This window comes from Aneurinibacillus uraniidurans, assembly GCF_028471905.1.
Taxonomy (GTDB): domain Bacteria; phylum Bacillota; class Bacilli; order Aneurinibacillales; family Aneurinibacillaceae; genus Aneurinibacillus; species Aneurinibacillus uraniidurans.
In genome coordinates, this window is sequence record NZ_CP116902.1 from 122501 (window position 1) to 145788 (window position 23288).

Below are 23288 nucleotides of genomic sequence, written 5' to 3' on the forward strand. Positions count from 1 at the left end.
AATAAAACTCGCAGAAGGATAATATTTCTGCGAGTTTTTCTTAATATATAGGTTCTGGCTGTCTATTCAAATCTTTTTTTCTAGAAATTCGTTCTGTGACTAGTGTATGCAATGATTCCTCAAGCTCTTCCCAACTCCAGCCAACTGCTTCAGCAAACATCTCTAATTGCCTTTTTTCACTGCTATTCATCGTAATTCTGACCCTTTTCTTATTGTTCATGTTTTGTCTCCTATATAAAGTAGTGCGTTTTTTACTTTACACAATCAGCAGGTAAAAGTAAATCCTCTTTTCACAGGGAAAAGAAGAGAAGGACGGTAAATGTGACCGTAAAAAATGATAACGCATACATTTTACGTCCCCCCATGATTAACCAGTATGTTACAATGAGGATAGTTTTCCGTATTATCTGAACAATTATGATGAATACATTGAAGGAGGAGATAGAATGGCTAATACAGAAACAGCTGACTACCAGCATGTTCTTTTTGAAACAGAAGGTTCGATTGCCTATGTAACGATGAATCGTCCGACGAAACGTAATGCACTGTCGCTTGAACATATGCAGGAACTAATTAATGTATTTGAAAACATAAGCCACGATCAAAAAATCGCCGCTGTTATTTTAAAAGGAAGCGGTCCTGCTTTTTGTGCCGGGCATGATTTGAGCGAGATGCCGAATCAAAGCCCTGTATTTTATCGCCATCTGTTTGAAGTATGTACTAAACTGATGGAAACCATTCAATCCATTCCCCAGCCTGTTATCGCCCAAGTACATGGCATTGCTACAGCCGCAGGATGTCAGCTAGTAGCAACGTGTGATCTTGCTGTGGCAGAAGAGAATGCGAAATTTGCTACACCAGGCGTGAAAATCGGGCTATTTTGCTCGACTCCAATGGTAGCACTAACAAGAGCGGTTGGACGAAAAAAGGCGATGGAAATGCTTCTGACAGGTGAAGCTCTGAACGCAGAAGAAGCATTGCTTGCCGGGCTGATCAACCACGCAGTACCTGCAGAAGACCTTGAAAATAAAACCAAAGCACTAGCGCAAAAAATTGCCGCAGCCAGCACATTTACTGTGGGAATTGGTAAACAGGCGTTCTATAAACAGATTGAGATGCCCCAGCCACTTGCATACTCGTACGCAAAAGAAGTCATGAGCTTGAATGCCACAGCCGCTGATGCGGAAGAAGGAATTTGTGCGTTTCTTGAGAAGCGCCCACCGAGTTGGAAGGGATGCTAATACAGGAAGAGGAGACAGGGATGCTTTCAACCCTGTCTCCTTTTTCATAAGATGGAGAATGAAATGAAACGGATGCAGGCGTTCATGCGTATGTTTGAGTAAGGAGAAGTAAAATGCTAGGATGTATCATACCGAGCTACCATATCATGGAGGGGAAAGCATGAAATCGTTACTGTCTGTTATGCGCACACTGGCAGGTCTTGTTATTGGTGGAATTAGTCTGCTTGTGCTGCTTCTTGTCTTCCGTGTCCCTTTGTTTTTACTAATACTGTTTACGGCAGGCTCACTCATTGTATGGGCTGCAGCCCGTCCCAGTTTCGGGCGTGTTTCTATTCCAGATGGGGTAGAAATCAGTCGTTCCGACCGCAAATATATCAAACAAAATCTGCGTGACGCACGCCGTAAGCTTAAGCAGATTCGCTACTTCCAGTTCCGTCTTCGTTCGTTTACGATGTGGCAGAAAATATCGCATCTGTATAAGCTGGCTCGTCAGATTATACAAGTTGTTGAACAGCAGCCGCATAAATTCCATCAGGCTCGTAGCTTTTTTTCAGCTTATTTGGACTCTACCTTGCATGTGCTTGATAAATACACGTTTCTGATGAGCCAGCCGATTCGGAATGCAGAGATGAAAGAGACGCTTCACAAGACTGAGCAAATGCTTAATGATATTACAGCTGCGCTGGAACAAGAGCTGCTGCAGGTGCTCTCGGATGATGTGATGAATCTCGATATTGAACTGGAAACCTTACGCAAGTCGATTGGCACAGCCAGAGGTAAGACGATGGACATGCCCTATACGCCTGTGTCTGAACAAGAAAAGGTGTACGAGCATGAGGAGTCAAAACGATGAGAGAAGAACGAGCAAGCAGCCGGTCTGGAGCGCTGAGGCCGGAACAGATAAGACAGGTGCAAGAGTTGGTCACGCGCATTCGGATGGAGAATCCACAAGCGTTGCTTCAGTTCGGAGTCAGTGTACAGGGACAGCTTGCCCGTCTGGCCGATCAGATGCTCGGGTATGTGCGGGAACGTAATACACCTGAACAGATTAGTGTCTTGCTGTATGATCTGGTCAGCCGCCTCGAAGAAGCGAATCCAGATGCTCTGTTGAACGGAGCGCGGGGTTTCTGGTCGCGTCTATTTGGAACTTCACCCAGGAAAGTACTGGAGAAGAAACTGGCTCATTACCAGTGCATCGGTAGTGAGGTGGAGCAGCTTGCCGATATTTTGGAACGGCTGCGGCATCAGATGCTTCGTGATCTGACAATGCTGGATATGATGTATCAAAAATACGAAGTGCAGTACAGCGAAATGGATGTATATATCGCCGCAGTTCGGCAGAAACGAATAGAAGTGGACAAGCAACTGCTTCCGATGCTGGAGCAACGACTTGCCTCCTCAGAAGATGTCATGGACGCACAGGCAGTCACAGATGCTCGTAGCTTCTCGGATCGTTTGGTAGCCAGGGAAAATGATCTTCTTGTAAGTCAGACGATTGCGTTACAGGCGCTTCCGCAAATCCGATTGATTCAGGAGAATCACCGTATTTTAATTGATAAAATTCAGTCGTCGATTTTGCTTGCGATTCCATTGTGGAAAAATCAAATGATGGCGCTTCTGACCTTGTGCCGCCAGCAGACGGCGCAGGAGGCGGCAGGAGAAGCACTGCAACGGGCTGCAGATGCATGTAAGCAGACAAGCGTGGGGTTAACTTCTATCGTGGAAGAAGCCTTGATGCTGGAGAAGGACGGGCGGGAAGCTCGTATCAGAGCAGAGAAGAAACTCGCGGCCGGAGAGGTACATTCATCATAAGGGGGCACATCTTTGAAGCTGGACCGTGATTTTTATAACCGTGATGCTGTAACCGTAGCCAGGGAACTGCTTGGCAAGCGGGTAGTCCATCAAGAGAGTGGCATATGTCGAGCCGGTATTATTGTGGAAACCGAAGCGTATATGGGCGTGGATGACAAAGGAGCGCATTCATACGGCGGCAGACGGACACCGCGCAATGAAGTGATGTACGGGCCACCGGGGTATTCGTATGTCTATATCATCTACGGCATGTATAACTGTCTGAATGCAGTAGTGAATGAAGCGGGGACACCGCAGGGTGTGCTCATTCGAGCACTCGAGCCGATGGAAGGAATTGACGCCATGGCAGAAGCGCGATTTGGGAGAACGGGTCCGCTTACACGCCGGGAGATGTACAATTTGACAAATGGTCCAGGGAAGCTGTGTGTAGCTCTTGGCTTGACACGGGCGCACAACGGCCTTGATTTGCTTGGAGATGAGCTGTTTATTACCGAGCCACTTGTTCCGCTTGCTCCGTTTGAAGTGAATACTGGACCGCGTATTAATATTGATTATGCAGAAGAAGCCGTTCATTATCCGTGGCGGTTCACGATTAAGGACAATCCGTATTTGTCGCGAAAATAGGCACAGTACAGGCCATTCAATTGGTGTGGGAGCCTTTGAGGTACGGGTAACAAAATAGGAAAAAATGCTGTCATCTGTGGTAAGCTAACCATACGTGACAGCATTTTTGATTTTATAAGACTAAGGAAGTGTTTACATATGTTTGATGTAGCTTTGCTCGGATGCGGAGGTACGATGCCGCTGCCGAATAGGTGGCTGACTGCACTGCTTGCATCGTATAACGGCAAAATGGTGCTCATTGACTGCGGAGAGGGCACACAGGTAACGATGAAGATGCTCGGCTGGGGGTTTAAAACGATTGAAGCAATCTGCTTCACGCATTACCATGCGGATCATGTAGCAGGGATCCCGGGTTTGTTGTTTGCGATTGCAAATGCGGGGCGGACAGAGCCGCTCACGCTGATTGGTCCATCGGGACTTGCTCCTGTCATTGCGGGTGTTACCGTAATCGCACCGCACCTTCCATACGAATTGAAGCTGGTTGAGCTTGCGGCAGAAGAAATGAACTCGGTTCATCGAATCGGGGATTTTATTGTGCGTACTGTGCCGGTGCAGCATACTGTGCCGTGTGTAAGCTACAGTCTAGAAGTGGAGCGAGGACGTAAGTTTGATGCCCGCAAAGCATCGGAACTTGATCTGCCGGTCGTCTACTGGGGACGCCTGCAGAAAGGTGAGGATGTAACGGTTGATGGACGCACTTATACGCCAGGCATGGTGCTCGGACCACCGCGCAAAGGGTTAAAAGTGTGTTATAGTACCGATACGCGTCCAGTGCCGCAGCTTTTGGAGTTTATTCAAGGTGCTGATCTGTTTATCGGGGAAGGTATGTATGGAGACGATGAGAGTCTTCCAAAGGCGGAGGAACACGGCCATATGCTGTTCTCGGAAGCCGCTACTCTGGCGCGGGATGGCGGCGTAAAAGAGCTATGGCTGACGCATTACAGTCCATCGTTACATAACCCTAAGGATTATCTTGAGCATGCAGTAGCGATCTTCCCACACACCCAGCTTGGCTATGACAGACTGACAACATCATTACGTTTTGCTCCGTAACTGTTGTGATAATCATCACTGAATGATTTCTGGTCTCCCGGTATGATAGGTGTAAGAGATCAGAAGGGGGATAGCATTATGAAAGTAGCTGTACTGAAACATATGCTGGAGGACAGAGCGGTAGGCCGTGCAAAAGTGCTTGAGTTTGATGGTGGAGTGGTGATGAATCTACAGCTGAAAGCAGGAGAGAAAGTCTCCCGCCATCGTACGCCAAGCGACGCTATCGTGCATGTTGTAGCAGGGCGTGTTCGATTCGGAGTGGGCGAGCAGGATGTAGAGCTTGTACCAGGAATGCTGCTGCATATGGACCCACAGGAAGAGCATGAGCTGGAAGCGCTGGAGGATGCGAGTATACTGGTGATGAAGATCGGCGCTAACACAGTGTGTGGATCGTAATTGCGCTGGCTTTTTATGATGGAAATTAGAGTGAAATGGACAAAGGTGTGAAGGTGCTGTGGCCCTCACACCTTTTGTATTTCAAACTAGTGATGTTATCTAGATGTTAAGAATAACGTTAAAAAATAACTTATAATACTAATTTTAAAAACCTGCTTTGTAGTTCTTCATCTTCATTAATCCAATCGTATTTAATCCATAAAGGTGCTCGGAAAATATCTTCAAGTTTAGATACCTTTTCTTCTAAATCATCTGCTGAAAGAACAGAGGATAGCTCATTTTCACTAATTTGTAATTGTAACTTCTCTATGAGCAACTTTATATTTCCCATTTTAGGCAAAGAGTCCATATAATCTTCAAACCCTGAAATATGGCAGGTTAGTATGGCTCCTTTTTCTACAAGGTAAAGTTCAAATAAATCATCATCAAAATAATGAACGGCAAGAATAGGTGAAGGAATATAACGAGATAATTCGATTGCTTCGTCCCTTACCTCTCCCCATGAATAATCATGAAGAACCGTTACCCAATTTTCTGTTAGATTCCCGATGTAGTATTCATTTCTTGTTTTTTCGCGCTGTGTATAATATTTAATTAAAGCATTTTTAACAATCTCCAAGTTAGTTTCTTGAATTTGGATGTTTGTAAATTTTGTTCCCAAGTAATCTCCTCCTTTTTAAGCTTAAAATTTAGATTCTCTATAATTTCCATCAATCCTTTTTACATAACCCAAGTCTCAGGCTCCCGAAGCGGACAGCACCTTCTTTCTCCCGCTCTCTACTTACACATTTTCGATGCTACAACAAAAAGCTGTCCCGTTGGCCATGTTCTGGCTTTTGGGACAGCTTCCATCTTGAAATTATTTCTGCTCGTTTTCTTCCTTCTTATTGCGTTGAGACAGTAAGCATTGCCTGCATATCTGCCTGTGCGTTTGTAATAAGCTTCAGGCCAAATGCTTCCTGAAGAACATTGAGCACGCCCGGTGTAACAAATTCCGGCGGTTTTGGACCGATGCGAATATCCTGAATGCCGAGACTAAACAGACCAAGTAGAATAGCTACCGCTTTTTGTTCAAACCAGGACAGGACGATGCTGACCGGCAGCTCGTTGACCGTACAGCCGAACGCATCTGCGAGGGCAAGTGCAATTTTGACTGTAGAACCGGAGTTGTTGCACTGACCCAGGTCGATATAACGCGGGATGTTAGTACCCGGTACTGTACCATAATCCACATCATTAAAACGGAACTTGCCACATGATGTCGTCAGGATCACAGTATCCTGCGGCAGTGAGGTTGCCAGCTCCCGGTAGTATTCGCCGCCTTTTCCTGGTGCATCGCAGCCTGCGATGACGAAGAAGCGCTGAATTTTACCTGCTTTTACAGCATCGATAATTTCTGGTGCGATGCCGATGACGGTCTCATGATGGAAGCCAGTTGTCAGCTTTTGCTCGGATTCGATGTTTGCTTCCGGCAGCTCAAGTGCACGCTGGATGAGCGCAGTGAAGTCATCATTTTCTACCTTCGTTACGCCTTCCAGTCCTGCGATGTCATAAGAGAAGAAGCGATCTGCATATGTGCCTTTGATTGGCATGACACAGTTCGTTGTAGCAAGAATCGCACCAGGGAATTCTTCAAACAGACGGCGCTGATCAAACCATGCCTTGCCGATGTTGCCTTTCAGGTGTGGATATTTCTTAAGTTCTGGATAGCCGTGTGCAGGCAACATCTCAGAGTGTGTATAAATGTTAATGCCTTTGCCTTCAGACTGCTTAAGCAGTTCTTCAAGTGCAAACAAATTATGTCCAGTAACGATAATGCATTTGCCTTCAATTTTGTTCTGGGATACTTGTACCGGCTGCGGGATACCGAAGCGGTCTGTGTGAGCACGGTCAAGTACATCCATAATACGAACCGCTGCCTGGCCGACTTTCATGGCCATGTTAATATGTTCTTGTGTATTAAAATTAGAGTTCGTTAGCGTCATGTACAACGCTTCCTGGGTTGTTTCTTCCACGAATGGATCGGTATAACCAAGCTGACGTGCGTGTGTCGCGTATGCTGCGATTCCTTTTAACCCAAAGATCATAATGTCTTGCAAACTAGCAATGTCCTCGTTTTTGCCGCATACCCCGATTACTTTACAGCCGCCGCTTGGCGTTTGTTCACATTGATAACAGAACATCCCTCATATCCCCCTTTACGAGTTCGCTTCTCTTCTAACGTGGAGAAGCACCGTATACGTATACTATAATTGAGGAGGAGGAATACGAATGTGACACATGTCACACGATGGGTCTGTTCACAAAATTGCCCTATTGTGCAGCTGCCAGTTTTTCGATCGCTTCTTTAATGCGAGCGGCTGCCTCTTCGTGTTTGATACCTTCTTCGAGTTGGACTGGTGGACCGAATACAACGCCTGCAGGTTGGAACCAGCCTTGCTTGGTGCCGTGGATGTATACGGGAACGACCGGGGCTTTACTTTTACTAACGATAAAGCCGATACCTTTCTTTGCTTCTTGCATTTCACCGCTCTGGGAGCGAGTGCCTTCGATGAAGATAGAGAACAGGTTGCCGTCTTGAATGAGCTTTAACGTATACTTAAGTGATTTGAGGTCAGCTTGTCCACGCTTTACCGGGAACGCCCCCATCTCAGTGATGAGCCAGGCGAAGAATCGTTTGCGGAACAGTTCCTCCTTGGCCATGATGTACATTTTACGCGGGGTATGCGTGCCGACTAATAATGAATCATAGTTGCTTGTGTGATTCATTGCTAGAATGCAGCCGCCTTCGTGCGGAATATTTTCAATTCCATCAATGCGTACACGGAAGCGGAGATGCAGCCAAAGTTTTACGCAATTGCGGACGATTGTATAAACCATATCTTTTAGCTCCTTACAGTGTTTTTTCTGATTATAGCATGAGATTTTAGTACCTGATACTAACTTGGAGAAATTCTTTCATGAATAATGGATGTGAAAGGAGTGGTACGATGATAGAAAAGCGATACGGTATTATATTTGACATGGATAATACACTGCTGCAGTCCCGCATTGATTTTGGTGGCATGAAGAAAGCTGTGTTTGAGGAGATGGTAGTAAGAGGTCTGTGTGCGGCTGATCTGGCCTGGAGGGATCATACCGCGTCTCAGTTAATCGAATTGGCTCGGGAATCGGGGAAGATGACGCAAGAGGCGGAGACGGTCATCTGGGGGGCGGTGGAGCGGTTTGAACGGGAAGGGATGCATGAGGCTATACTGGAGCCGCATGTTCCGGATATGCTAGCAGACCTGCATGAGCATGGCTATCTTACTGTACTAACGAACAATGCCCGCTCCGCTGCCGTAGAGGCGCTTACGCGGACCGGGATTGCCCATTACTTCGACTATATAGCCGGACGGGAACAGATGACAGCTCTTAAGCCTTCGCCATCCGGGATTTTATATGTGCAGAATCAGTATCCGCATGTGCCAGGAGAGCGATGGATATTCATCGGAGACTCATGGATTGATGGCAAAGCTGCACAGGATGGAGGCATTCGCTTTTTCGCATATCGGGGAGATGTAGAAGAGATGGAACGGCGTGGTGTCCGCCCTCATGTTCATATTCGTCATATGAAGGAGCTTGCTGGGCACGTACGGGATTAGTGACAGTATCAGAAATTCCTTACAGGAAGCTATTCTTACGATTCAAGTGTAAGCGTAAGACGGTTGATTAATTCGTCCTGGGTAAATGGAGTAGTACGCCCGGGTTGGATAATTTGCAGCATAAACGGACGGTGCGGATTTTTCATATGATAGTAGCCTGGAACACGCATCGTACGAGACAAGTTCCATATATTCGGATCGGACTGAAACTTACGGCTTAATGCTTGCTGAATGAGAGGGAATTGTTTTATATCTCCGTTGCGGATTGGCCAGTAGATGTGATAACCGTTGAGTGTTTCTACAATCATTGCATCTGCTAGGTCAGGCATATGCTGCTGTAAGAACTGCTGTTTGAGATGTTGAACATGGGACTCGGTACGAACCCCGGTAAGATAGAATAGGCCACCTGATTCCTTGTAGGATACATGTATGACCGGATCTTCTGTATCATGCTTCCAGGCTTCTGCGATTGCATCTGCTTCTTCGTGGGATAACGCTTGGGCAGTGCGTTTATTAAGATCAACATCAATAAAATGCGCTCGTATCCGCCGGATGTTCTCGTTTTTTGTGCCTCCGCCGTTAATGACCATATGTACGCCATATCCTTTTATGTTGCTTTGATACGGATTGATTAGGATATTCCTTGAGTTTGTGAAACGAACATGTAAAACGGATTTTTCAATATCTTTATACGGGCGGGATAGATTAATCGCTATTTTTTTAGAGAGAGGAGGAGATGGGACGTCATCAATTAGACGAAACCAGAGTGTTTCCCGTTCACTAATACATAGTGCCTGCAGAAAGGCATGGAGGTGTCGGGAGCGTTCCTGAATGAAAGGGGGAACAGGACGCTTCCGCTTATTCTGTGATGCCATACTGTTCTCCCCCTTCCTAGTAGTATTGCTGTATTGTATTCGATTCTCGCAATTCCGGTCATAGAATACGAGAAAAAGGGGCACTCTAGGCATCTTTGGAAATGGAGCCGCATGCAGCGCGGGTGAGGGAGACGAGATGCTGCGGATTCAGGAGAACCTGGCAGCCGCGTACTCCGGCACTAATCGAGATGGTATCAAACGAAAGTGCTGCTTCTTCTAGAAAAAACGGGTATTTTTTCTTTAATCCAAGTGGAGAGACACCGCCACGGATGTAACCGGTAAGAGGCTGAACATCCTTAAGGGGAACGACCTCTACTTTTTTATTGCTGCTAAGTGACGCCAATGCTTTTAGATCAAGCTCTTTATCACCGGGAATACAGGCAAGCAGAACACCGGTTTTATCTCCTCGTGCAACGAGAGTTTTATAAACTTGCGGCAGCGGGAAATTAATTTTAGCAGCCACTGTACTTGCTGAGAGGTCAGATTCATCCACTGTATAGGTACGCAACTCATACGGTATTTTATTTTGATCGAGCTGACGCACCGCATTTGTTTTTTGTGTCATGAGAAGCCTCCTAAAATAGATAAGTATGGCTTTATTGTAGCATCTCGTGAAGTATTATTTCGAAGCTGCTTCAAGAAATTTTTCGAGGAGTCCTCGTAGATAGGCACCATGTGTAGGGGATAGGTGTTCTAAACGATATAGATGGCTCCACAGAGAGTTATATGTAGAACGGTACTGTTGCGGTGGAATATTACCGAACACATGTTGGAGATGTACAAGACGAAAGCGAATATAGTTGCGATGCTCTAGACGATTCGGGAGATCACCCATATCGATTCGAATAATTTGTTCATTTGTTTCATGAAGTAGTGTCTCGATCATCTTTTGCTGGTTCTGGAAGTATTGTCCATCATACAGCAATCCGTTTTGAAGGGGCTTGTCCTTCAATAAATTCATAGTGTAAATCCTTTCTTTTCTCTCTTTATATGAAGTAGAACAATTTGTAATAGTATCCATGCTCAATGGATTATATCATTCTAAAAGAGCTGTAGCGATTATCATGCATGAATTGCACTATGCAAATATTACAATATGATTCATTGTAGAATATATATAGGTTTTTTAAATTGTAACGGTTTATCTTATATTATTATAATATTAAATGTGCTTCAAAGTTTGAAATATTACAGAAAGAAAAAAGTGGGGAGATGGTTTGAGGAATGAAAATTGGTCAAAAGTTACTAGGGGGAGTTGGGGCTGTCTTACTGCTTCTAGTTATATTGGTAGGAGTAAGTTATTATGAGTTCCGCAATGTAGATGCAACATATACAGAATTAATTAATAGAGAAGATCAGAAGATTATACTCATAACCGAAGCAAATTCACTTGTGAATGAACAATCCAAAGCAATTCGCGGGTATTTGCTGTTAGGGGATGAAACTGCTTTACAATCGTATGAAAAAGCCGATAGTCGATACCAGGAAGTTAGCAAAAGCTTAGAAGGATTATTGGTGACAGAGAAAGGGCGAAAGCTGCTCATTGAGATGAATAAACTGAGCGACGACTATGGTGTGATTGCACAACAGTTAATTGCCTATAAAAAACAAAACAAGGTTGCGGAATACCAGCAACTTGTGAAAACACAAGAGCGTGACGCTGCGCGTAAGTTTACAGAAAAAGCGCAGGAGTTAAAAAAGACGGTTGAGGATTATGTCCAAACGGTAAGTAATGAAGCAAGCGCAAGAGTACAGGCTGTTAAGCAGTTCCTGCTTATGGTTGCAGGGGCTTCCATTATTTTAGGAGCTGTGATCGCTTTTATCATGAATAAAATTATTTCTGGGCCGATTGTCGCTATTACAAGAGCGGCTAAAGAGATGGGGGCAGGAGACCTCACGATTGAAGATGTACAGGTTAAAAGCAAGGATGAGATTAGCGAGTTGGCCGCATCATTTAATCAGACGAAAAATCAATTGCGTGATTTGATTAAAAAGATACAATCCAATACGGAACAGGTCGCCGCTTCGTCAGAAGAGCTATTTGCCAGTTCCGAGCAGGCCGTACAAGCGACTACCCATGTCTCCTCTGCGGTTGACGAGGTTGCTAGTGGATCAGAGACACAAACACGTGGCATGGATGAAACAAAACGTGCTGTAGAGGAAAATGCGATCGCCATTCAACGAATTGCTGAATCTACTTCTGCCGTATCCGATTCGGCTATGGAAGTTCTCGCGGAATCCAAGCAAGGAAATGAAATTATTAAGCGTACCATTAAACAAATGGAAGAAATTCGAGCTTCTGTTATAGAATCAGCAGATGTGATTCGTACCCTCGGGGAAAACTCAAAAGAAATTGGCAACATTGTTGAAACGATTAATCAGATTGCAGAGCAAACTAACTTGTTGGCGCTTAATGCGGCCATAGAAGCCGCACGAGCTGGCGAACACGGCAAAGGATTTGCTGTTGTAGCAGATGAAGTTCGAAAGCTGGCTGAACAGTCGAGACAATCTACCGAGCAGATCGCCTCTTTGATCGAAGGAATTCAGCAAAATACGGCACATGCTGTACAGGCTATGGAGAAAGGTACGAAAGAGGTAGAGGCAGGCACGGCAGTAGCTAATGATGCAGGGGAAGCGTTTCAACATATTCTGTCGTCTGTTGAACAGGCTGTTAGCGAGATGCAGGAAGTATCAGCAGCAACAGAAGAAATATCAGCGAGTACCGAGCAGGTTACGGCTTCTGTAGAGCAGATGGCTAGTATTACTTCAGGTATCTCAGAAAGTATGCAGGGGGTAGCAGCTTCTTCGGAAGAACAATTAGCATCAGCCCAGGAAATCACGGCAGCGGCTGAAAGCCTAAGTAACCTGGCACAAGAATTACAGCACGAGGTAAGCCTGTTTAAAGTGTAAAGAGAGAGATAAAAGCCTGACATTCTCTTCCTAATAGGGAGGGGGGTCAGGCTTTTACTTTGCGCCGCAGAATCTTAAACGATGGTAGAATGGAAGGTAACGATATGAACAAGTAAAGAGGGAGATTATTCGTGTACAGAACTGGAGAAACGAATTACCCGGGCGAGCCGCCATTCGGGGTGCAGGACGGGTTAATACTTGAGCATTATGGCGTGAATGAGTTGCATTTTGATTCGGTTAAAAGCTATCGAAGTCGGTTTCTTTCCGCCAGGCCGGATCATCCGTGGAACGGTCTGGAGACGAAAGAATTTCTCTATAAAATCGGGGCGTGGGGCAAACTGCGTGATACCGGTAAAGAGGGGCTGACACTTGCAGGATTGTTAATGTTTAGTGAGGAGCGGATGATCACCGAGGTGCTCCCTCATTATTTTCTGGAATATCGCAGTGAAGACGGATCTGGCTTTGGAGAGGACAGATGGACAGATCGAGTGACTTCCCAGGATGGAACATGGTCAGGTAATTTATACGAATTTTATTTTCTGGTTATGCCGCGTCTGACCGCACACCTTCAGATTCCATTCCGGGTGGACAGTCTTGTGCGTCGGGATGAAACAGATGTACACATCGCATTACGAGAAGCTTTAGTAAATACATTAATTCATACGGATTACTACGGGGAACGTGGGGTTGTAGTCGAGCGTGAGACATCCGGTTTTGTGTTTGCAAATCCGGGTTCATTCCGAATTGCTCAAACGCAGGCATTTGCCGGTGGGATAAGTGATATACGAAATCCAAACTTGAGTAAAATGTTTTTACTGATTGGCCTTGGTGAGAGAGCAGGTTCTGGACTCGTCACCATTCGACAGACGTGGAACACAAATAAGTGGGTAATTCCCGAAATTTCGCACCAAGAAACCCCTGCTCGAACAATTTTGACATTACGAACAATTGTTGCAGAAACAGAAGAAAAAGCGGATGATTTCCGAACAATGCAGAACTCCGTAAATAACAATACTCCTAAAATAACAGAAAAACAAAACTCCTCAAATAAGGGGTGGGAGTCCTTAAATAAGGAGTTTATCTCCTATAATAATGGTGAAACCTCCTATAATAAGCCGCTGAACTCCTTGAATAGAGGTGTGAACACCTTAAATAACGATGAAAACTCCTTAAATAAATCCTCGAACTCCTATAATATCGAAGGTTCAGAGATGGTGACAGGAGAGGAGGAAGAATGGGAGGGTATAGATGCGCCGGAGATTGAGACGCATATAGTTGTTACCTGGGAGCAGATTTGGGAGATGGGACAATTAGCACGGAAGCGAAAGCGACTCAACCCTTCCATTATGGAAGATTTGCTGGTGGAATTGTGTACACAGAAGCCGCTTATGCTCAAAGAGCTTGCACAACTAACGGAACGGACTCCAGATGGCCTGCGAAATAACTATTTATCTAAGCTCGTTAAAGAGAACCGTCTTTATCTTCGCTACCCAGATCAGGTCAATCATCCACGCCAAGCATACATTGCTAGGAAAAAGTAAGAGAAAAGCAGCGTTCTAATGAACGGCTGCTTTTTTCTTGTTTTATCTTATTGGTTATCACTTTATTCATAGGGTAAAAATACATGGCTCTTAGTGCGGTAAAATTGTGGGGGGAATTACATAAAAAGGTCGTGTATAATGAAGCAATAAGAATTGCTAATTAAGGAGCGTGAATGAATGATGCGGACCATCATGGACAGTATCCCGGACTTTGTATGCTTCCGGGACAGAGAGGGAAGATGGCTAGCCGCTAACTCTTTTGCTTTACGCTTTTTTGGACTAGGAACGACGACTTATCAAGGAAAGACGGCAGAGGAGCTTACATCATTCGTTACGTGTAATCTAGATGTATTTATGAACTGTACACAATCAGATAAGGAAGTCTGGGCTACAGGTAAGATGATGCGTATTGAACAAGAACTGCGGCTTCCGAATGGACATCCCGTATTTTTGGATACGGTAAAAGTTCCGGTGTATAAAGAAGATGGACAGCCAAAAGAACTGATTGTAATCGGGCGGGATGTTACGATGCATAAACAGGCTGAGCGCCTGTTGAAAGAAAGCGAACAGCGCTATCGCTCGCTGGTTGAGTACAATGCGGATGCTGTTTTTACGCATGATCTTGCAGGTCGCTTCATGAGTATGAATAAAGCAACAGAAGGAATGACCGGCTATTTTGAGGAGGAACTCCTGTATCATACTCCGTTTCGGATGATTCTACCGGAAGACAGAGTTCGGGCGCAGGCACACTTTGAGCGAGCGAAAGAAGGAAAGGCGCAAAACTATGATGTTACGATTGTGCACAAGTCAGGACGGCATGTGCACGTTAATGTGGCAAATATCCCGATTATTGTGGATGAAGAAGTTGTAGGTGTATATGGCATTGCCAAAGATATTACGGAGCGGAGCATGGCAGAGAAGCGCGTTGCGTATATGGCATACCATGATGAACTAACCGGTTTGATTAACCGACGTTTCTATAAACAGAAGCTTCAGGAAGCACTTTGTGAAGCGGAAGTGAATGAAAGTCGGATGGCGATTTTGTTTATGGATATGGATCGTTTTAAAAATGTGAACGATTCGATGGGACATGCGTTTGGGGATGAACTGCTGCGCATGATTGCGGATCGTCTGCGTTTCTGCTTGGAGGAGCATCATGTGCTTGCGCGTCTTGGTGGGGATGAATTCACGTTATTGTGTCGCGATGTACAGGATGAGCAGGAAGTGAGTGAAATAGCCAATCGTATTGCTATGGTGTTGGATGACCCCTTTAAGTTAAATGGATTCGAGTTTCATATGACGGCAAGTATGGGCATCTCTATGTATCCGAGGGATGGTCAGGATAGTGAAACACTCATGCGTCATGCTGATATCGCCATGTATCATGCTAAAAGTCAAGGTGTGAGTTATCAGTATTATCGTCCCGGTATGAATAGAAAATCACATGACTCCTGGCTGCTTGAACGAGAATTGCGCAAAGGGTTGGAACGTGAGGAGTTCACCGTATATTATCAACCGCAGATGAACATTGCGACGGGTAAAATTATTGGCGCAGAAGCGTTGATTCGCTGGATTCATCCGGAGAAAGGATTCATTTCGCCAGGTGAATTTATTCCACTGGCAGAAGAGATTGGACTCATTGTTCCGCTGGGTAACTGGGTGCTCGACAAAGCATGCAAACAGAATAAGCTATGGCAGGAAGCGGGGCTACCGCCCATTAAGGTGGGAGTGAACCTGTCGTTTCGCCAGTTTGTGCAGCAGGACCTGGCTCGCACGGTAGCCGATACGTTACAAAGCACCGGATTGGATTCCTCTTACTTAGACTTGGAGATCACTGAATCGATGACGATGGAAGTGGAGCGGGCGATGGAAGTGCTTGCGCAGCTACGGTCACTTGGAGTCAGCATTAGCATGGATGACTTTGGTACGGGGTATAGTTCGCTTACGCATCTGACTAAATTTCCGATTGATAAGCTAAAAATTGATCAGTCATTTATCCGTAATATTACAGATGGGGCCAATGATGCAGCGATTGCCGCAACGATTGTGACGATGGCGAAAAATTTAAAGCTGAGAGCGATTGCGGAAGGTGTCGAAACAGATGACCAATTGCAGTTCCTGCAGCAATGCGGTTGCGATGAAATTCAAGGGTATTGGCTTAGTCCGCCAGTGCCAGCAGAGAAATTTGAGCAGATTCTGGCAAGTAATTCGTGTGTATAGCGAAAAGGAGCAATCTCATCTGAATGGGACTGCTCCTTTTTTAATGATGGTGCCTTACGTTAGAAATACTTATAGGAGGCGGGCAGCTGCCTCCTGAAAGCGTTTATACTTGCCTTCTTTATGTAGGGTGAACGTATACCCTTGTGTAAGCAGATGATCCATTACACGGCGGCAAGCTGCTTCATTTTCTACCCCTTCGATTTCCAGCTCATAGGACTCATTATTTCCTGGGAATAGTGTGCGGTCCAGTTCATATGTATACGGCGAATTAGGAAATGGAAGCAGGCACCGTTCATTTTCCAGTGCACCGCGCAGACTGATTTGTTCTGGGGAAACGATGGTATTTATCGCCTCCTGTCCTTCTGCTGGTAGGTGGCTAAGCAGCACAGTTGCACGCTGTTTTCCCTGCTCAAAAACAGCTTCTGGAATCGTCTGTTCGAGTTCGGTGCAGATCAGCGAGCTGCCGGATGCGTCTTGCAGGATTTTGGCGCATAAAATAAACTGCCCGTTTTCTTGTCGTACACGCAGCATGATTTTATTACGACCAAGGTAAAAATCAGGGGTATCAAAATAGTAATTTACTTGTTTAACTGGAGCGGGAGCATTCGGAAAATCTTCGAGCAATTTCTCGTATGTTGTCCGGTCAAGCAGCAGTTTTAATTCCTGTTCTTTCATGATGATTCCTCCTTATTGAGCATCTGGGTGTAGGTAGACCAAAACCGTAGATGCAGAGTGAATGGATGGAAGGTATACCACAGGCTTTCTTGCTGAGGTTGCTTGGATGCCTGGCGACCAGAAATATGAATGGTGCCAAGAATTCGGTCCATCGCCTGTTCAATGGTTTGTTTGCTGTTTTTTCTTCGTGCTGACACGCTGAATCAGCTCCTCGGTGAATGATTGGTAAGCGGTGAGCGCAGGGCTGTGTCGATCATATGTGAGCAAGGTCTCGTTCGCGTATTGTGATTTTTCTACGGATGCGCTTTTCGGGATGTAGGACGTAAATAACAGATCACCGAAGTAAGCGGCTAGCTTCTCACGCGATAAGCGGGACGTCTGGACGCGCATTTCCACTTTTGTGTTTAGAATGCCTGCGATTTCTAACGTTGGGTTATAACTTTCTCGGATTGTATTGTATTTGGCAATCAGGTTACTCATACCGGTCAGGGCATATTTAGAACTGTCACATGGAATGACTACATAATCAGAAGCTGCCAGTGCATTCATTGTCAGAAGGGACAGAGACGGCGGGCAGTCGATTAAAATATAGTCGTAAGACGAACGGAGTGGAGCAAGAATGGTCTGGAGTCGGAATTCCAGGTTTGTACCTTGCGCCGCCTGTTCTGCGAATTGATCGAGAGCAGGGGAGGCAGGAATAACATCGCAGCCAATCACGGGTGAAGGACAGAGAAGAGTCTCTACCTGCCCTAGCGATAATGGGGTTGATCCGCTCGAAGCGAGAAGCAGTTCCAGCAATAATGATGCATCTTCCTCTACTTCTATGCCCGCTGCATCCGAAGCGTTGGCCTGTGGGTCCAGATCAATCAGAAGTACGCGTTCTCCTCGCTGAACGAGGCAGGACGCGGTTGTGATAGCGGTTGTCGTTTTCGCGACGCCACCTTTATTGTTATATAAAGAAATAGTCGTCATACAATCATCCCCCTTCTGTAAAGTATAAGGAAAAAACCAGAAGTGTGAACCGAACGATTTGAATGGACTGCTCACTTTTTTCTGAACCCGGGAATACGCTACACCAGATGAATTCGCGGAATACAAGGAGGAAAGAGTATGAGCGAGAACAAAGATACGGTTCTGGTTGAAGCAAAAGAGCTCATTCAGCCCCGCCTAAAGCTGACATACCTAGATGTGAGTATCACGGGGAACAGGCGAGCGCAGAAGAGCATCAACCGTGACATTCACAACGCACTTACACAGATGCTGCGTACGGATCAATACCCAAACGCGAAAGAGAAGGAGTTCTGGGGCGGGCATGAAGTAAAAGTCAATGAGAATCAGGTGCTAAGTCTAGTGTTTGAACTATGTAACTATGCGACCGGAGCCACTCATGGCATGGTTACGTACAAATCTCGCACCTATGATACACGAGGCGGGCATGCGTATACCTTAGCCGAATTATTCCGTCGGGGAAGCGACTGGAAGAATCGCTTGAATAAAGAGATCAAGCGTCAGTTCAAGAAGCAGGACATCCCACAAACCTCTCCGTTTAAAACCGTAACAGAAGTGACGGATTACTTCGTCACTTCGCAAGATCTTGTCATTTATTTTCAATTGCATGAATATACGCCGTACGCGTATGGTATCCCAGAGTTTGCGATTTCGATTGCTTCTCTACAAGATATTGCTAATCCGACCGGTCCACTGGCACGACTTGGTGTATAAAACGTTCATCTGCTCAAGAGAATTCAATTTCGTCCCGAGAAGAATTGTAGGAAACCCGAAGATTTTGTTCGTTCAAGTACCAGACGTCTTCCTTCTCCATATAGAAGGTAATTTCATCTATCGTAGTAGAGATTCCGATTTCCTTTGGGGCTTCTTTGGCTACTCCAAGTGAGAAGCCGGTTTGGACAGTGCTGCATCCGCCGATACGGACGAAAAAGCGTACGAATTCTCCTTGTTGCACACTCATTTCTGAGCGGAACCAGTCGAGTGCAGTCGGTTCAATCGTGAAAGTCATGAAGCAGGCCTCCTAGTTGTTCATTTGTTTATATTGTACCATGGGACGTGGAAGCTTCGCTGAGATGTAGACGCCGACGATGACAAAAGCGCCGCCGAGAAGCTGGTACCAGGCAATATGTTCACCGAGAAACAGGATGGCGAACACAGACGCAAATACGGGAATTAGATTTAGAAAGACCCCCGCATGCGCCGCGCCAATGCGGGCAACGGCGGTGTTCCACGACAGGAAGGCCGCAATGGAAGCGAGAATCCCGACATATAAAATTGTGGCGAATGAAGAAACAGACCAGACTGCTGCTACCCCAGACCAGAATGTTTCGTATAAAAAGAATGGGAATAACAACATAATCCCAATTAAAATGGTCGCGGCAAACGTCGTGTTGCCCGGCAATTGCCCGGCCGTCTTTTTAACCAGAATCGAATAAATGCTCCAGCAGATGACGGCTGCGATAACAAGCAAATCCCCTTTGTTGAAGGAAAATGTAAGCAAGGCAGCAGCTGAGCCACGGGAGATGATGCAAACAACACCGACCAGGGAGAGCGCTGTTCCGAGTAGCTGATTTCGATTTAATTTTTCTCGCAGCACGAAGAAGGTAATTAAATAAATGATAATTGGTGTTGACGTATTCACGAGTGATGCGTTAATTGACGTTGTGTAGTGCAGCGCAATATACAGGAGCGTATTAAAGCCAGCAACACCTGTCAGGGATAGAAAAAACAGCATCGGCAAGCGCTGACGTAACACAGGCCAATCTGTGCGTAGATGTTTCCAGCAGAACGGCAGAAATACAAGCAGCGCTGTACACCAGCGCACAAATGACAATGTATAAGGCGGCAGTTGCCCGGCAACTGCCCGGCCGATAACGAAATTTCCACCCCATAGAAGTGTTGCAAGTACAAGCAGGACGTGTGGAGGTAGATTGCGTATCATAAGTTTTGTCACCACTTCCCCAATATTTCCTCTAATTATAGCGTATGTTTCCTGCAGTCGTTAGTAGGAAGGGATGATAAAATGATAGGGAAATGAATCATGGGTAAGTGGAGCGAATGTAAACCCCTGTTTACGAAGCCCTTCAATGATCTGGGGTAGTGCTTGTACCGTTGTTATTTTCGCCGGGCTGTCATGCATTAAAATGATTGCTTTTTGTTTGCCACGGGATCCGTTCAGAACGGCCTGTACAATGCGTTCGCGCTTCTGGCGATGCACAGAAGCGTCAGTGGAATCTACATTCCAGTCGAAATACTGATAGCCTTCGTTCAATTTTTGTTTTGTGAGCATCACCATTAGATCTTTTCCGCCATATTTCCAGCTGACATGGTTGTTAGACCCTCCAGGAAAGCGAATAATGTCTGGCTGGTAGCCAATGCTTGCTTGAATCAGCTTGTCCAATTGCACAAAATCGTTCTGAAATGCCTGTGGGGAAGAGTAAATATAGCGGTAGTTGTGCGAGTATGAATGCAGACCAATGGAATGCCCGCCCCGACGAATGAGCCGATAGAGTTCTCGTCCTGATGATGTATTTTTCCCGGTTACAAAAAAGGTGGCCCGTACATTGTAGGCAGCCAGAATACGAAGGATCGAGCGTGTGTTTGCAGAAGGCCCATCGTCGAATGTGAGATAGGCTATTTTCTGTATTTTAGCCTGGGAATGAGAAGAAGGAACGGAGTCGGTCTGCTTCTCATCCGGAGTAAACACGGCATAGAGCAATAGGATCAGTGCAACTATAGTTGCAGCGGTGACGATGACAGAACGAATAATGCTCACTCCGATCAGATAGTATTTTTTACATATGTATGCTCGTCTTTTCTCCTGCATGAACAGCTTTTTTACCGTAAAATAAAAGGGGGAGGACTCTATCTTTTTACACATAATTGTAAATTTCGGAAACTTTTTCTGGCATAAGAACGTAGAGGATTGTAGAATAAATCATCATTGCTTTTTTCTTTGTCTGTGATTATTTTGTGAAAGAACGGATGATTTATGAAAAAACATCGTCTATGGTAGAAACTGTGAAGGATGAGATCAATTGATTTCTATTGTGGGTGTAACCAAAACATATAAGAAAAGGCCCGTCTTGAACGGACTATCAGCTGAGATCGCAGCAGGAGAACTGTTTGGTTTGACCGGGGAAAATGGAGCGGGTAAGTCTACCTTGCTGTCTATTCTCGCCAGTGTGCTTCCGCCGGATGAAGGAGAGATATGGATTGGTGGGCAAAGTGTGCGCCAGCAGGGAAACGAAGTGAAGCGGCTTGTTGGTTATGTTCCACAGGAGATTGCTCTGTATCCTACACTTAGTGGGGAAGCGAATCTGATGTTCTGGGGTCGGATGTACGGCCTGCGTGGCCGTAAGCTTACAGAGCGTGTCGCGGAAGCATTAGCGACTGTTCAGATGGAGGATCGCTGTCATGACAAGATCTCTGCGTATTCCGGTGGCATGAAGCGTCGTATTAATCTGGCAGCTGCACTCTTGCATAATCCGCGTGTGTTAATTCTGGATGAACCGACGGCCGGTGTAGATACGGCTTCGCGCCATCATATTATGGATGTTCTGAAGGAGCGGAGCCGACAGGGAGTGACAATCGTTTACACGAGTCACCATATGGAAGAAATCATGGCCTGTGATCGAATCGGAGTCCTCAAGGACGGGATACTGGCCGTGTCCGGTACTGCCGGAAATTAAAGATACATAATTTGGAGGGGTACATTGATGGAGGCAAAAAAGAAAAAAGCACTTGGAATCGGAGTTGCCGCAGCCGTGCTCGTTGCAGGGGGATCGTACGTTGCGTACGCGAAGTTTGATATGTTTAAAAGTCCGCGCATGATGTATCTGGAAGCGGAAGCGCAAAATATGAGTGAGGTTTCGAAAAAAATCGATAAAGTGAGCAAGGAATATAATGAGGTGGTGGATGCCTCCGTAAAGGGTACTACTTCTCAGGATATTGAAATTTCCAATCTCATTCTTGATATGGCTGCGCCAGACCCACAAGTACAGAAAGTTCTCGATTTGGCCAAAGATAGCAAGATTGTGATTCATTCGGATGCAGACGGAGCCAATGACAAGGGAACGGGAAAAGTTGATTTATTCATCAATAAAAGCAATTTGATTGGTGCAGAATTTTTCTATGATAAAGAGAAGCTTGGATTCGGAGTTCCGGCAATCTACAATAAATACGGCTATTATAATTACAAAGATAAAGCGCTTGTCGAGCAAAAATTTGGGCAGGTGGGGCTCCCTGATCGTATGCCGAGCAACAAAGACTATCTGGACATCCTCCGTATTCCAAATGAAGAGTTGAAGCCGATTCTAGCTGATTACGCCAAGCTGTATGCAGAAAGCATTCAGGATAAGCAGGTAACAGTGAAGAAAGGTGCAACCTTTGAAGCGGATGGCGTGAAGAAGAGCGGCAAAGAGCTGACGGTAACTTTCACCGCAGATGAATACAAACAATTGATGAAAAAACTTGTCGATAAAGTTTCCAAAGATGAAAAGCTCCAGGATCTTTTGTATGTGCGCTACGATAAATTGGTAGAGTTGACGAAACAAAACGCACCGAACGAGAGCATTAAGAAGATGACGAAAGAAGAGTTTAAGCAAAAGTTTGCTGAATTCAAAAAAGAGACAGATCTTGACATTGATAAAGCAGATGTTGGCTCTGGTGTGAAGATGGTTGTGTTCGCAGATTCAGATGATCATATTTTGCGTCGCACCATTACGAAAGAAGGTAAATCCAAGGACGAAAATGTTGTGATTACGATAGATAACTATAAAAATAAAGAAGGACGTGAACATAGTTCCTTTGAATTCGCAGGCAAAGATGAACAAGGCGAAGATGTCAAGATGAATATTGTGAGCTTGACGAAAGAAGAGGGCGGTAAAACAGATCGGGATCTTACGTTCTCGGTAAAAGCAGAAGAGAATGGAAGACCAATCGATATGACACTTTCTGTTAAAGGTGCAACCACGAAAAATGATAAAGATAAGAGCAAAATAGGAGATATGAAAGTGGAGCTGGCGATGGATAAGAATGATCCAACAATGCCGAAAAAGCTTACATTTAACGTGAAATCTACCCAAAAGCTGAGTGGTGAAGTGAAAATCCCGGCATTGAGCGCAGGCAACAGCGTCAATCTGGCAACTGTAACCGATGCTGATCTCATGAAAATTCAGCAGGAAATTCAGCTAGGTGCCCAGCAGTTCATGATCAAAAATATGCAGCTGTTCCAATAGTTCGGCCTGCTACCGTAGAGGAAAATAGATCAATAAGGGACACAGGAAG

26 protein-coding genes are annotated in these 23288 nt (G+C 45.4%); 13 read left to right on the forward strand and 13 right to left on the reverse strand.

Features of this window, described 5'->3' with window-relative positions:
• Positions 1-40: 40 nt before the first annotated feature.
• The gene (locus tag PO771_RS00640) at positions 41-220 is read right to left on the reverse strand and encodes a hypothetical protein (protein WP_272561391.1); all 180 of its coding nucleotides are present in this window, start codon (positions 218-220) and stop codon (positions 41-43) included.
• 226 nt (positions 221-446) lie between these two features.
• On the opposite strand from PO771_RS00640, the gene PO771_RS00645 reads away from it, so the two are divergent.
• From PO771_RS00645 to PO771_RS00670, 6 genes are all read left to right on the forward strand, one after another.
• Entirely contained in the window at positions 447-1241 is a 795-nt protein-coding gene (locus PO771_RS00645) for an enoyl-CoA hydratase (protein ID WP_272561392.1), read from the forward strand.
• A gap of 160 nt (positions 1242-1401) precedes the next feature.
• Positions 1402-2094, forward strand: a complete 693-nt coding sequence (locus PO771_RS00650) for a 5-bromo-4-chloroindolyl phosphate hydrolysis family protein (protein ID WP_272561393.1) — start codon at positions 1402-1404, stop codon at positions 2092-2094.
• Positions 2091-3053, forward strand: coding sequence for a toxic anion resistance protein (locus tag PO771_RS00655; protein ID WP_272561394.1), 963 nt, complete (start codon positions 2091-2093; stop codon positions 3051-3053). Before PO771_RS00650 ends, PO771_RS00655 begins: the two co-directional genes overlap by 4 nt.
• A gap of 12 nt (positions 3054-3065) precedes the next feature.
• Positions 3066-3677, forward strand: coding sequence for a DNA-3-methyladenine glycosylase (locus PO771_RS00660; RefSeq protein ID WP_272561395.1), 612 nt, complete (start codon positions 3066-3068; stop codon positions 3675-3677).
• Positions 3678-3815: 138 nt separating this feature from the next.
• Positions 3816-4730 carry a ribonuclease Z gene (locus PO771_RS00665; RefSeq protein ID WP_272561396.1) on the forward strand — a complete coding sequence of 305 codons (915 nt, stop codon included), beginning with the start codon at positions 3816-3818 and terminating at the stop codon, positions 4728-4730.
• Between the two features lie 78 nt (positions 4731-4808).
• Complete coding sequence (locus tag PO771_RS00670; RefSeq protein WP_272561397.1) at positions 4809-5126, forward strand: cupin domain-containing protein; 318 nt, start codon at positions 4809-4811, stop codon at positions 5124-5126.
• 130 nt (positions 5127-5256) lie between these two features.
• On the opposite strand, the gene PO771_RS00675 is transcribed toward PO771_RS00670, so the two are convergent.
• The 3 genes from PO771_RS00675 to PO771_RS00685 all read right to left on the reverse strand — a co-directional run bounded on the left by PO771_RS00675 (position 5257) and on the right by PO771_RS00685 (position 8006).
• The gene (locus tag PO771_RS00675) at positions 5257-5787 is read right to left on the reverse strand and encodes a hypothetical protein (protein WP_272561398.1); all 531 of its coding nucleotides are present in this window, start codon (positions 5785-5787) and stop codon (positions 5257-5259) included.
• Between the two features lie 223 nt (positions 5788-6010).
• Positions 6011-7309, reverse strand: coding sequence for a hydroxylamine reductase (gene hcp / locus PO771_RS00680; protein ID WP_272561399.1), 1299 nt, complete (start codon positions 7307-7309; stop codon positions 6011-6013).
• Positions 7310-7439: 130 nt separating this feature from the next.
• A complete protein-coding gene (locus PO771_RS00685; protein WP_272561400.1) occupies positions 7440-8006 on the reverse strand; it encodes a lysophospholipid acyltransferase family protein in 567 nt (188 codons plus the stop codon).
• A gap of 110 nt (positions 8007-8116) precedes the next feature.
• On the opposite strand from PO771_RS00685, the gene PO771_RS00690 reads away from it, so the two are divergent.
• Positions 8117-8770: an HAD family hydrolase gene (locus tag PO771_RS00690; RefSeq protein ID WP_272561401.1), complete on the forward strand. Its 654-nt coding sequence runs from the start codon at positions 8117-8119 to the stop codon at positions 8768-8770.
• Positions 8771-8805: 35 nt separating this feature from the next.
• On the opposite strand, the gene PO771_RS00695 is transcribed toward PO771_RS00690, so the two are convergent.
• From PO771_RS00695 to PO771_RS00705, 3 genes are all read right to left on the reverse strand, one after another.
• Positions 8806-9645 (reverse strand): hypothetical protein, encoded by an 840-nt coding sequence (locus PO771_RS00695; RefSeq protein ID WP_272561402.1) that lies wholly within the window; start codon positions 9643-9645, stop codon positions 8806-8808.
• An 85-nt stretch (positions 9646-9730) separates the two neighbouring features.
• Complete coding sequence (gene ybaK / locus PO771_RS00700; protein ID WP_272561403.1) at positions 9731-10210, reverse strand: Cys-tRNA(Pro) deacylase; 480 nt, start codon at positions 10208-10210, stop codon at positions 9731-9733.
• A gap of 54 nt (positions 10211-10264) precedes the next feature.
• A complete protein-coding gene (locus tag PO771_RS00705) occupies positions 10265-10606 on the reverse strand; it encodes a hypothetical protein (RefSeq protein ID WP_272561404.1) in 342 nt (113 codons plus the stop codon).
• 263 nt (positions 10607-10869) lie between these two features.
• On the opposite strand from PO771_RS00705, the gene PO771_RS00710 reads away from it, so the two are divergent.
• The 3 genes from PO771_RS00710 to PO771_RS00720 all read left to right on the forward strand — a co-directional run bounded on the left by PO771_RS00710 (position 10870) and on the right by PO771_RS00720 (position 16316).
• Positions 10870-12555, forward strand: a complete 1686-nt coding sequence (locus PO771_RS00710; RefSeq protein ID WP_272561405.1) for a methyl-accepting chemotaxis protein — start codon at positions 10870-10872, stop codon at positions 12553-12555.
• A gap of 131 nt (positions 12556-12686) precedes the next feature.
• Positions 12687-14096 carry a DUF8451 domain-containing protein gene (locus PO771_RS00715; protein WP_272561406.1) on the forward strand — a complete coding sequence of 470 codons (1410 nt, stop codon included), beginning with the start codon at positions 12687-12689 and terminating at the stop codon, positions 14094-14096.
• Between the two features lie 177 nt (positions 14097-14273).
• A complete protein-coding gene (locus PO771_RS00720) occupies positions 14274-16316 on the forward strand; it encodes a bifunctional diguanylate cyclase/phosphodiesterase (protein ID WP_272561407.1) in 2043 nt (680 codons plus the stop codon).
• Positions 16317-16385: 69 nt separating this feature from the next.
• Here PO771_RS00720 and PO771_RS00725 read toward each other — a convergent pair whose 3' ends face one another.
• The 3 genes from PO771_RS00725 to PO771_RS00735 are packed head-to-tail and all read right to left on the reverse strand — an operon-like array spanning position 16386 to position 17963.
• Positions 16386-16991 (reverse strand): CYTH domain-containing protein, encoded by a 606-nt coding sequence (locus PO771_RS00725; RefSeq protein WP_272561408.1) that lies wholly within the window; start codon positions 16989-16991, stop codon positions 16386-16388.
• Positions 16988-17188, reverse strand: a complete 201-nt coding sequence (locus tag PO771_RS00730) for a hypothetical protein (protein WP_272561409.1) — start codon at positions 17186-17188, stop codon at positions 16988-16990. The genes PO771_RS00725 and PO771_RS00730 overlap by 4 nt, the downstream gene beginning before the upstream one ends.
• Complete coding sequence (locus PO771_RS00735) at positions 17151-17963, reverse strand: ParA family protein (protein WP_272561410.1); 813 nt, start codon at positions 17961-17963, stop codon at positions 17151-17153. Before PO771_RS00735 ends, PO771_RS00730 begins: the two co-directional genes overlap by 38 nt.
• A 138-nt stretch (positions 17964-18101) precedes the next feature.
• Here PO771_RS00735 and PO771_RS00740 point away from each other — a divergent pair, with 138 nt between their 5' ends.
• A complete protein-coding gene (locus PO771_RS00740; protein ID WP_272561411.1) occupies positions 18102-18713 on the forward strand; it encodes a DUF3298 and DUF4163 domain-containing protein in 612 nt (203 codons plus the stop codon).
• Between the two features lie 13 nt (positions 18714-18726).
• On the opposite strand, the gene PO771_RS00745 is transcribed toward PO771_RS00740, so the two are convergent.
• Genes PO771_RS00745 through PO771_RS00755 form a run of 3 tightly spaced genes read right to left on the reverse strand, consistent with a single transcriptional unit; the run spans position 18727 to position 20826 of the window.
• On the reverse strand, positions 18727-19008 hold the full coding sequence (locus PO771_RS00745; RefSeq protein ID WP_272561412.1) for a HesB/YadR/YfhF family protein: 282 nt from the start codon (positions 19006-19008) through the stop codon (positions 18727-18729).
• A 12-nt stretch (positions 19009-19020) separates the two neighbouring features.
• On the reverse strand, positions 19021-19941 hold the full coding sequence (locus PO771_RS00750; RefSeq protein ID WP_272561413.1) for a DMT family transporter: 921 nt from the start codon (positions 19939-19941) through the stop codon (positions 19021-19023).
• 60 nt (positions 19942-20001) lie between these two features.
• Complete coding sequence (locus PO771_RS00755; RefSeq protein ID WP_272561414.1) at positions 20002-20826, reverse strand: polysaccharide deacetylase family protein; 825 nt, start codon at positions 20824-20826, stop codon at positions 20002-20004.
• Between the two features lie 211 nt (positions 20827-21037).
• Here PO771_RS00755 and PO771_RS00760 point away from each other — a divergent pair, with 211 nt between their 5' ends.
• Positions 21038-21691 carry an ABC transporter ATP-binding protein gene (locus PO771_RS00760; RefSeq protein WP_272561415.1) on the forward strand — a complete coding sequence of 218 codons (654 nt, stop codon included), beginning with the start codon at positions 21038-21040 and terminating at the stop codon, positions 21689-21691.
• A 27-nt stretch (positions 21692-21718) separates the two neighbouring features.
• Positions 21719-23239 (forward strand): DUF6583 family protein, encoded by a 1521-nt coding sequence (locus PO771_RS00765; protein ID WP_272561416.1) that lies wholly within the window; start codon positions 21719-21721, stop codon positions 23237-23239.
• Positions 23240-23288 lie beyond the last annotated feature (49 nt).

Excerpts from the sequence above, each read along its gene's own strand:
- PO771_RS00740 (WP_272561411.1), top strand. The coding sequence starts at position 18,102 with ATGAGCGAGAACAAAGATACGGTTCTGGTTGAAGCAAAAGAGCTCATT.
- PO771_RS00705 (WP_272561404.1), bottom strand. The coding sequence starts at position 10,606 with ATGAATTTATTGAAGGACAAGCCCCTTCAAAACGGATTGCTGTATGAT.
- PO771_RS00755 (WP_272561414.1), bottom strand. The coding sequence starts at position 20,826 with ATGCAGGAGAAAAGACGAGCATACATATGTAAAAAATACTATCTGATC.
- PO771_RS00670 (WP_272561397.1), top strand. The coding sequence starts at position 4,809 with ATGAAAGTAGCTGTACTGAAACATATGCTGGAGGACAGAGCGGTAGGC.
- PO771_RS00735 (WP_272561410.1), bottom strand. The coding sequence starts at position 17,963 with ATGACGACTATTTCTTTATATAACAATAAAGGTGGCGTCGCGAAAACG.
- PO771_RS00765 (WP_272561416.1), top strand. The coding sequence starts at position 21,719 with ATGGAGGCAAAAAAGAAAAAAGCACTTGGAATCGGAGTTGCCGCAGCC.
- PO771_RS00725 (WP_272561408.1), bottom strand. The coding sequence starts at position 16,991 with ATGAAAGAACAGGAATTAAAACTGCTGCTTGACCGGACAACATACGAG.
- PO771_RS00720 (WP_272561407.1), top strand. The coding sequence starts at position 14,274 with ATGATGCGGACCATCATGGACAGTATCCCGGACTTTGTATGCTTCCGG.
- ybaK (WP_272561403.1), bottom strand. The coding sequence starts at position 10,210 with ATGACACAAAAAACAAATGCGGTGCGTCAGCTCGATCAAAATAAAATA.
- PO771_RS00710 (WP_272561405.1), top strand. The coding sequence starts at position 10,870 with ATGAAAATTGGTCAAAAGTTACTAGGGGGAGTTGGGGCTGTCTTACTG.
- PO771_RS00690 (WP_272561401.1), top strand. The coding sequence starts at position 8,117 with ATGATAGAAAAGCGATACGGTATTATATTTGACATGGATAATACACTG.
- PO771_RS00695 (WP_272561402.1), bottom strand. The coding sequence starts at position 9,645 with ATGGCATCACAGAATAAGCGGAAGCGTCCTGTTCCCCCTTTCATTCAG.
- PO771_RS00655 (WP_272561394.1), top strand. The coding sequence starts at position 2,091 with ATGAGAGAAGAACGAGCAAGCAGCCGGTCTGGAGCGCTGAGGCCGGAA.
- PO771_RS00750 (WP_272561413.1), bottom strand. The coding sequence starts at position 19,941 with ATGATACGCAATCTACCTCCACACGTCCTGCTTGTACTTGCAACACTT.
- hcp (WP_272561399.1), bottom strand. The coding sequence starts at position 7,309 with ATGTTCTGTTATCAATGTGAACAAACGCCAAGCGGCGGCTGTAAAGTA.
- PO771_RS00640 (WP_272561391.1), bottom strand. The coding sequence starts at position 220 with ATGAACAATAAGAAAAGGGTCAGAATTACGATGAATAGCAGTGAAAAA.
- PO771_RS00745 (WP_272561412.1), bottom strand. The coding sequence starts at position 19,008 with ATGACTTTCACGATTGAACCGACTGCACTCGACTGGTTCCGCTCAGAA.
- PO771_RS00685 (WP_272561400.1), bottom strand. The coding sequence starts at position 8,006 with ATGGTTTATACAATCGTCCGCAATTGCGTAAAACTTTGGCTGCATCTC.
- PO771_RS00665 (WP_272561396.1), top strand. The coding sequence starts at position 3,816 with ATGTTTGATGTAGCTTTGCTCGGATGCGGAGGTACGATGCCGCTGCCG.
- PO771_RS00650 (WP_272561393.1), top strand. The coding sequence starts at position 1,402 with ATGAAATCGTTACTGTCTGTTATGCGCACACTGGCAGGTCTTGTTATT.
- PO771_RS00645 (WP_272561392.1), top strand. The coding sequence starts at position 447 with ATGGCTAATACAGAAACAGCTGACTACCAGCATGTTCTTTTTGAAACA.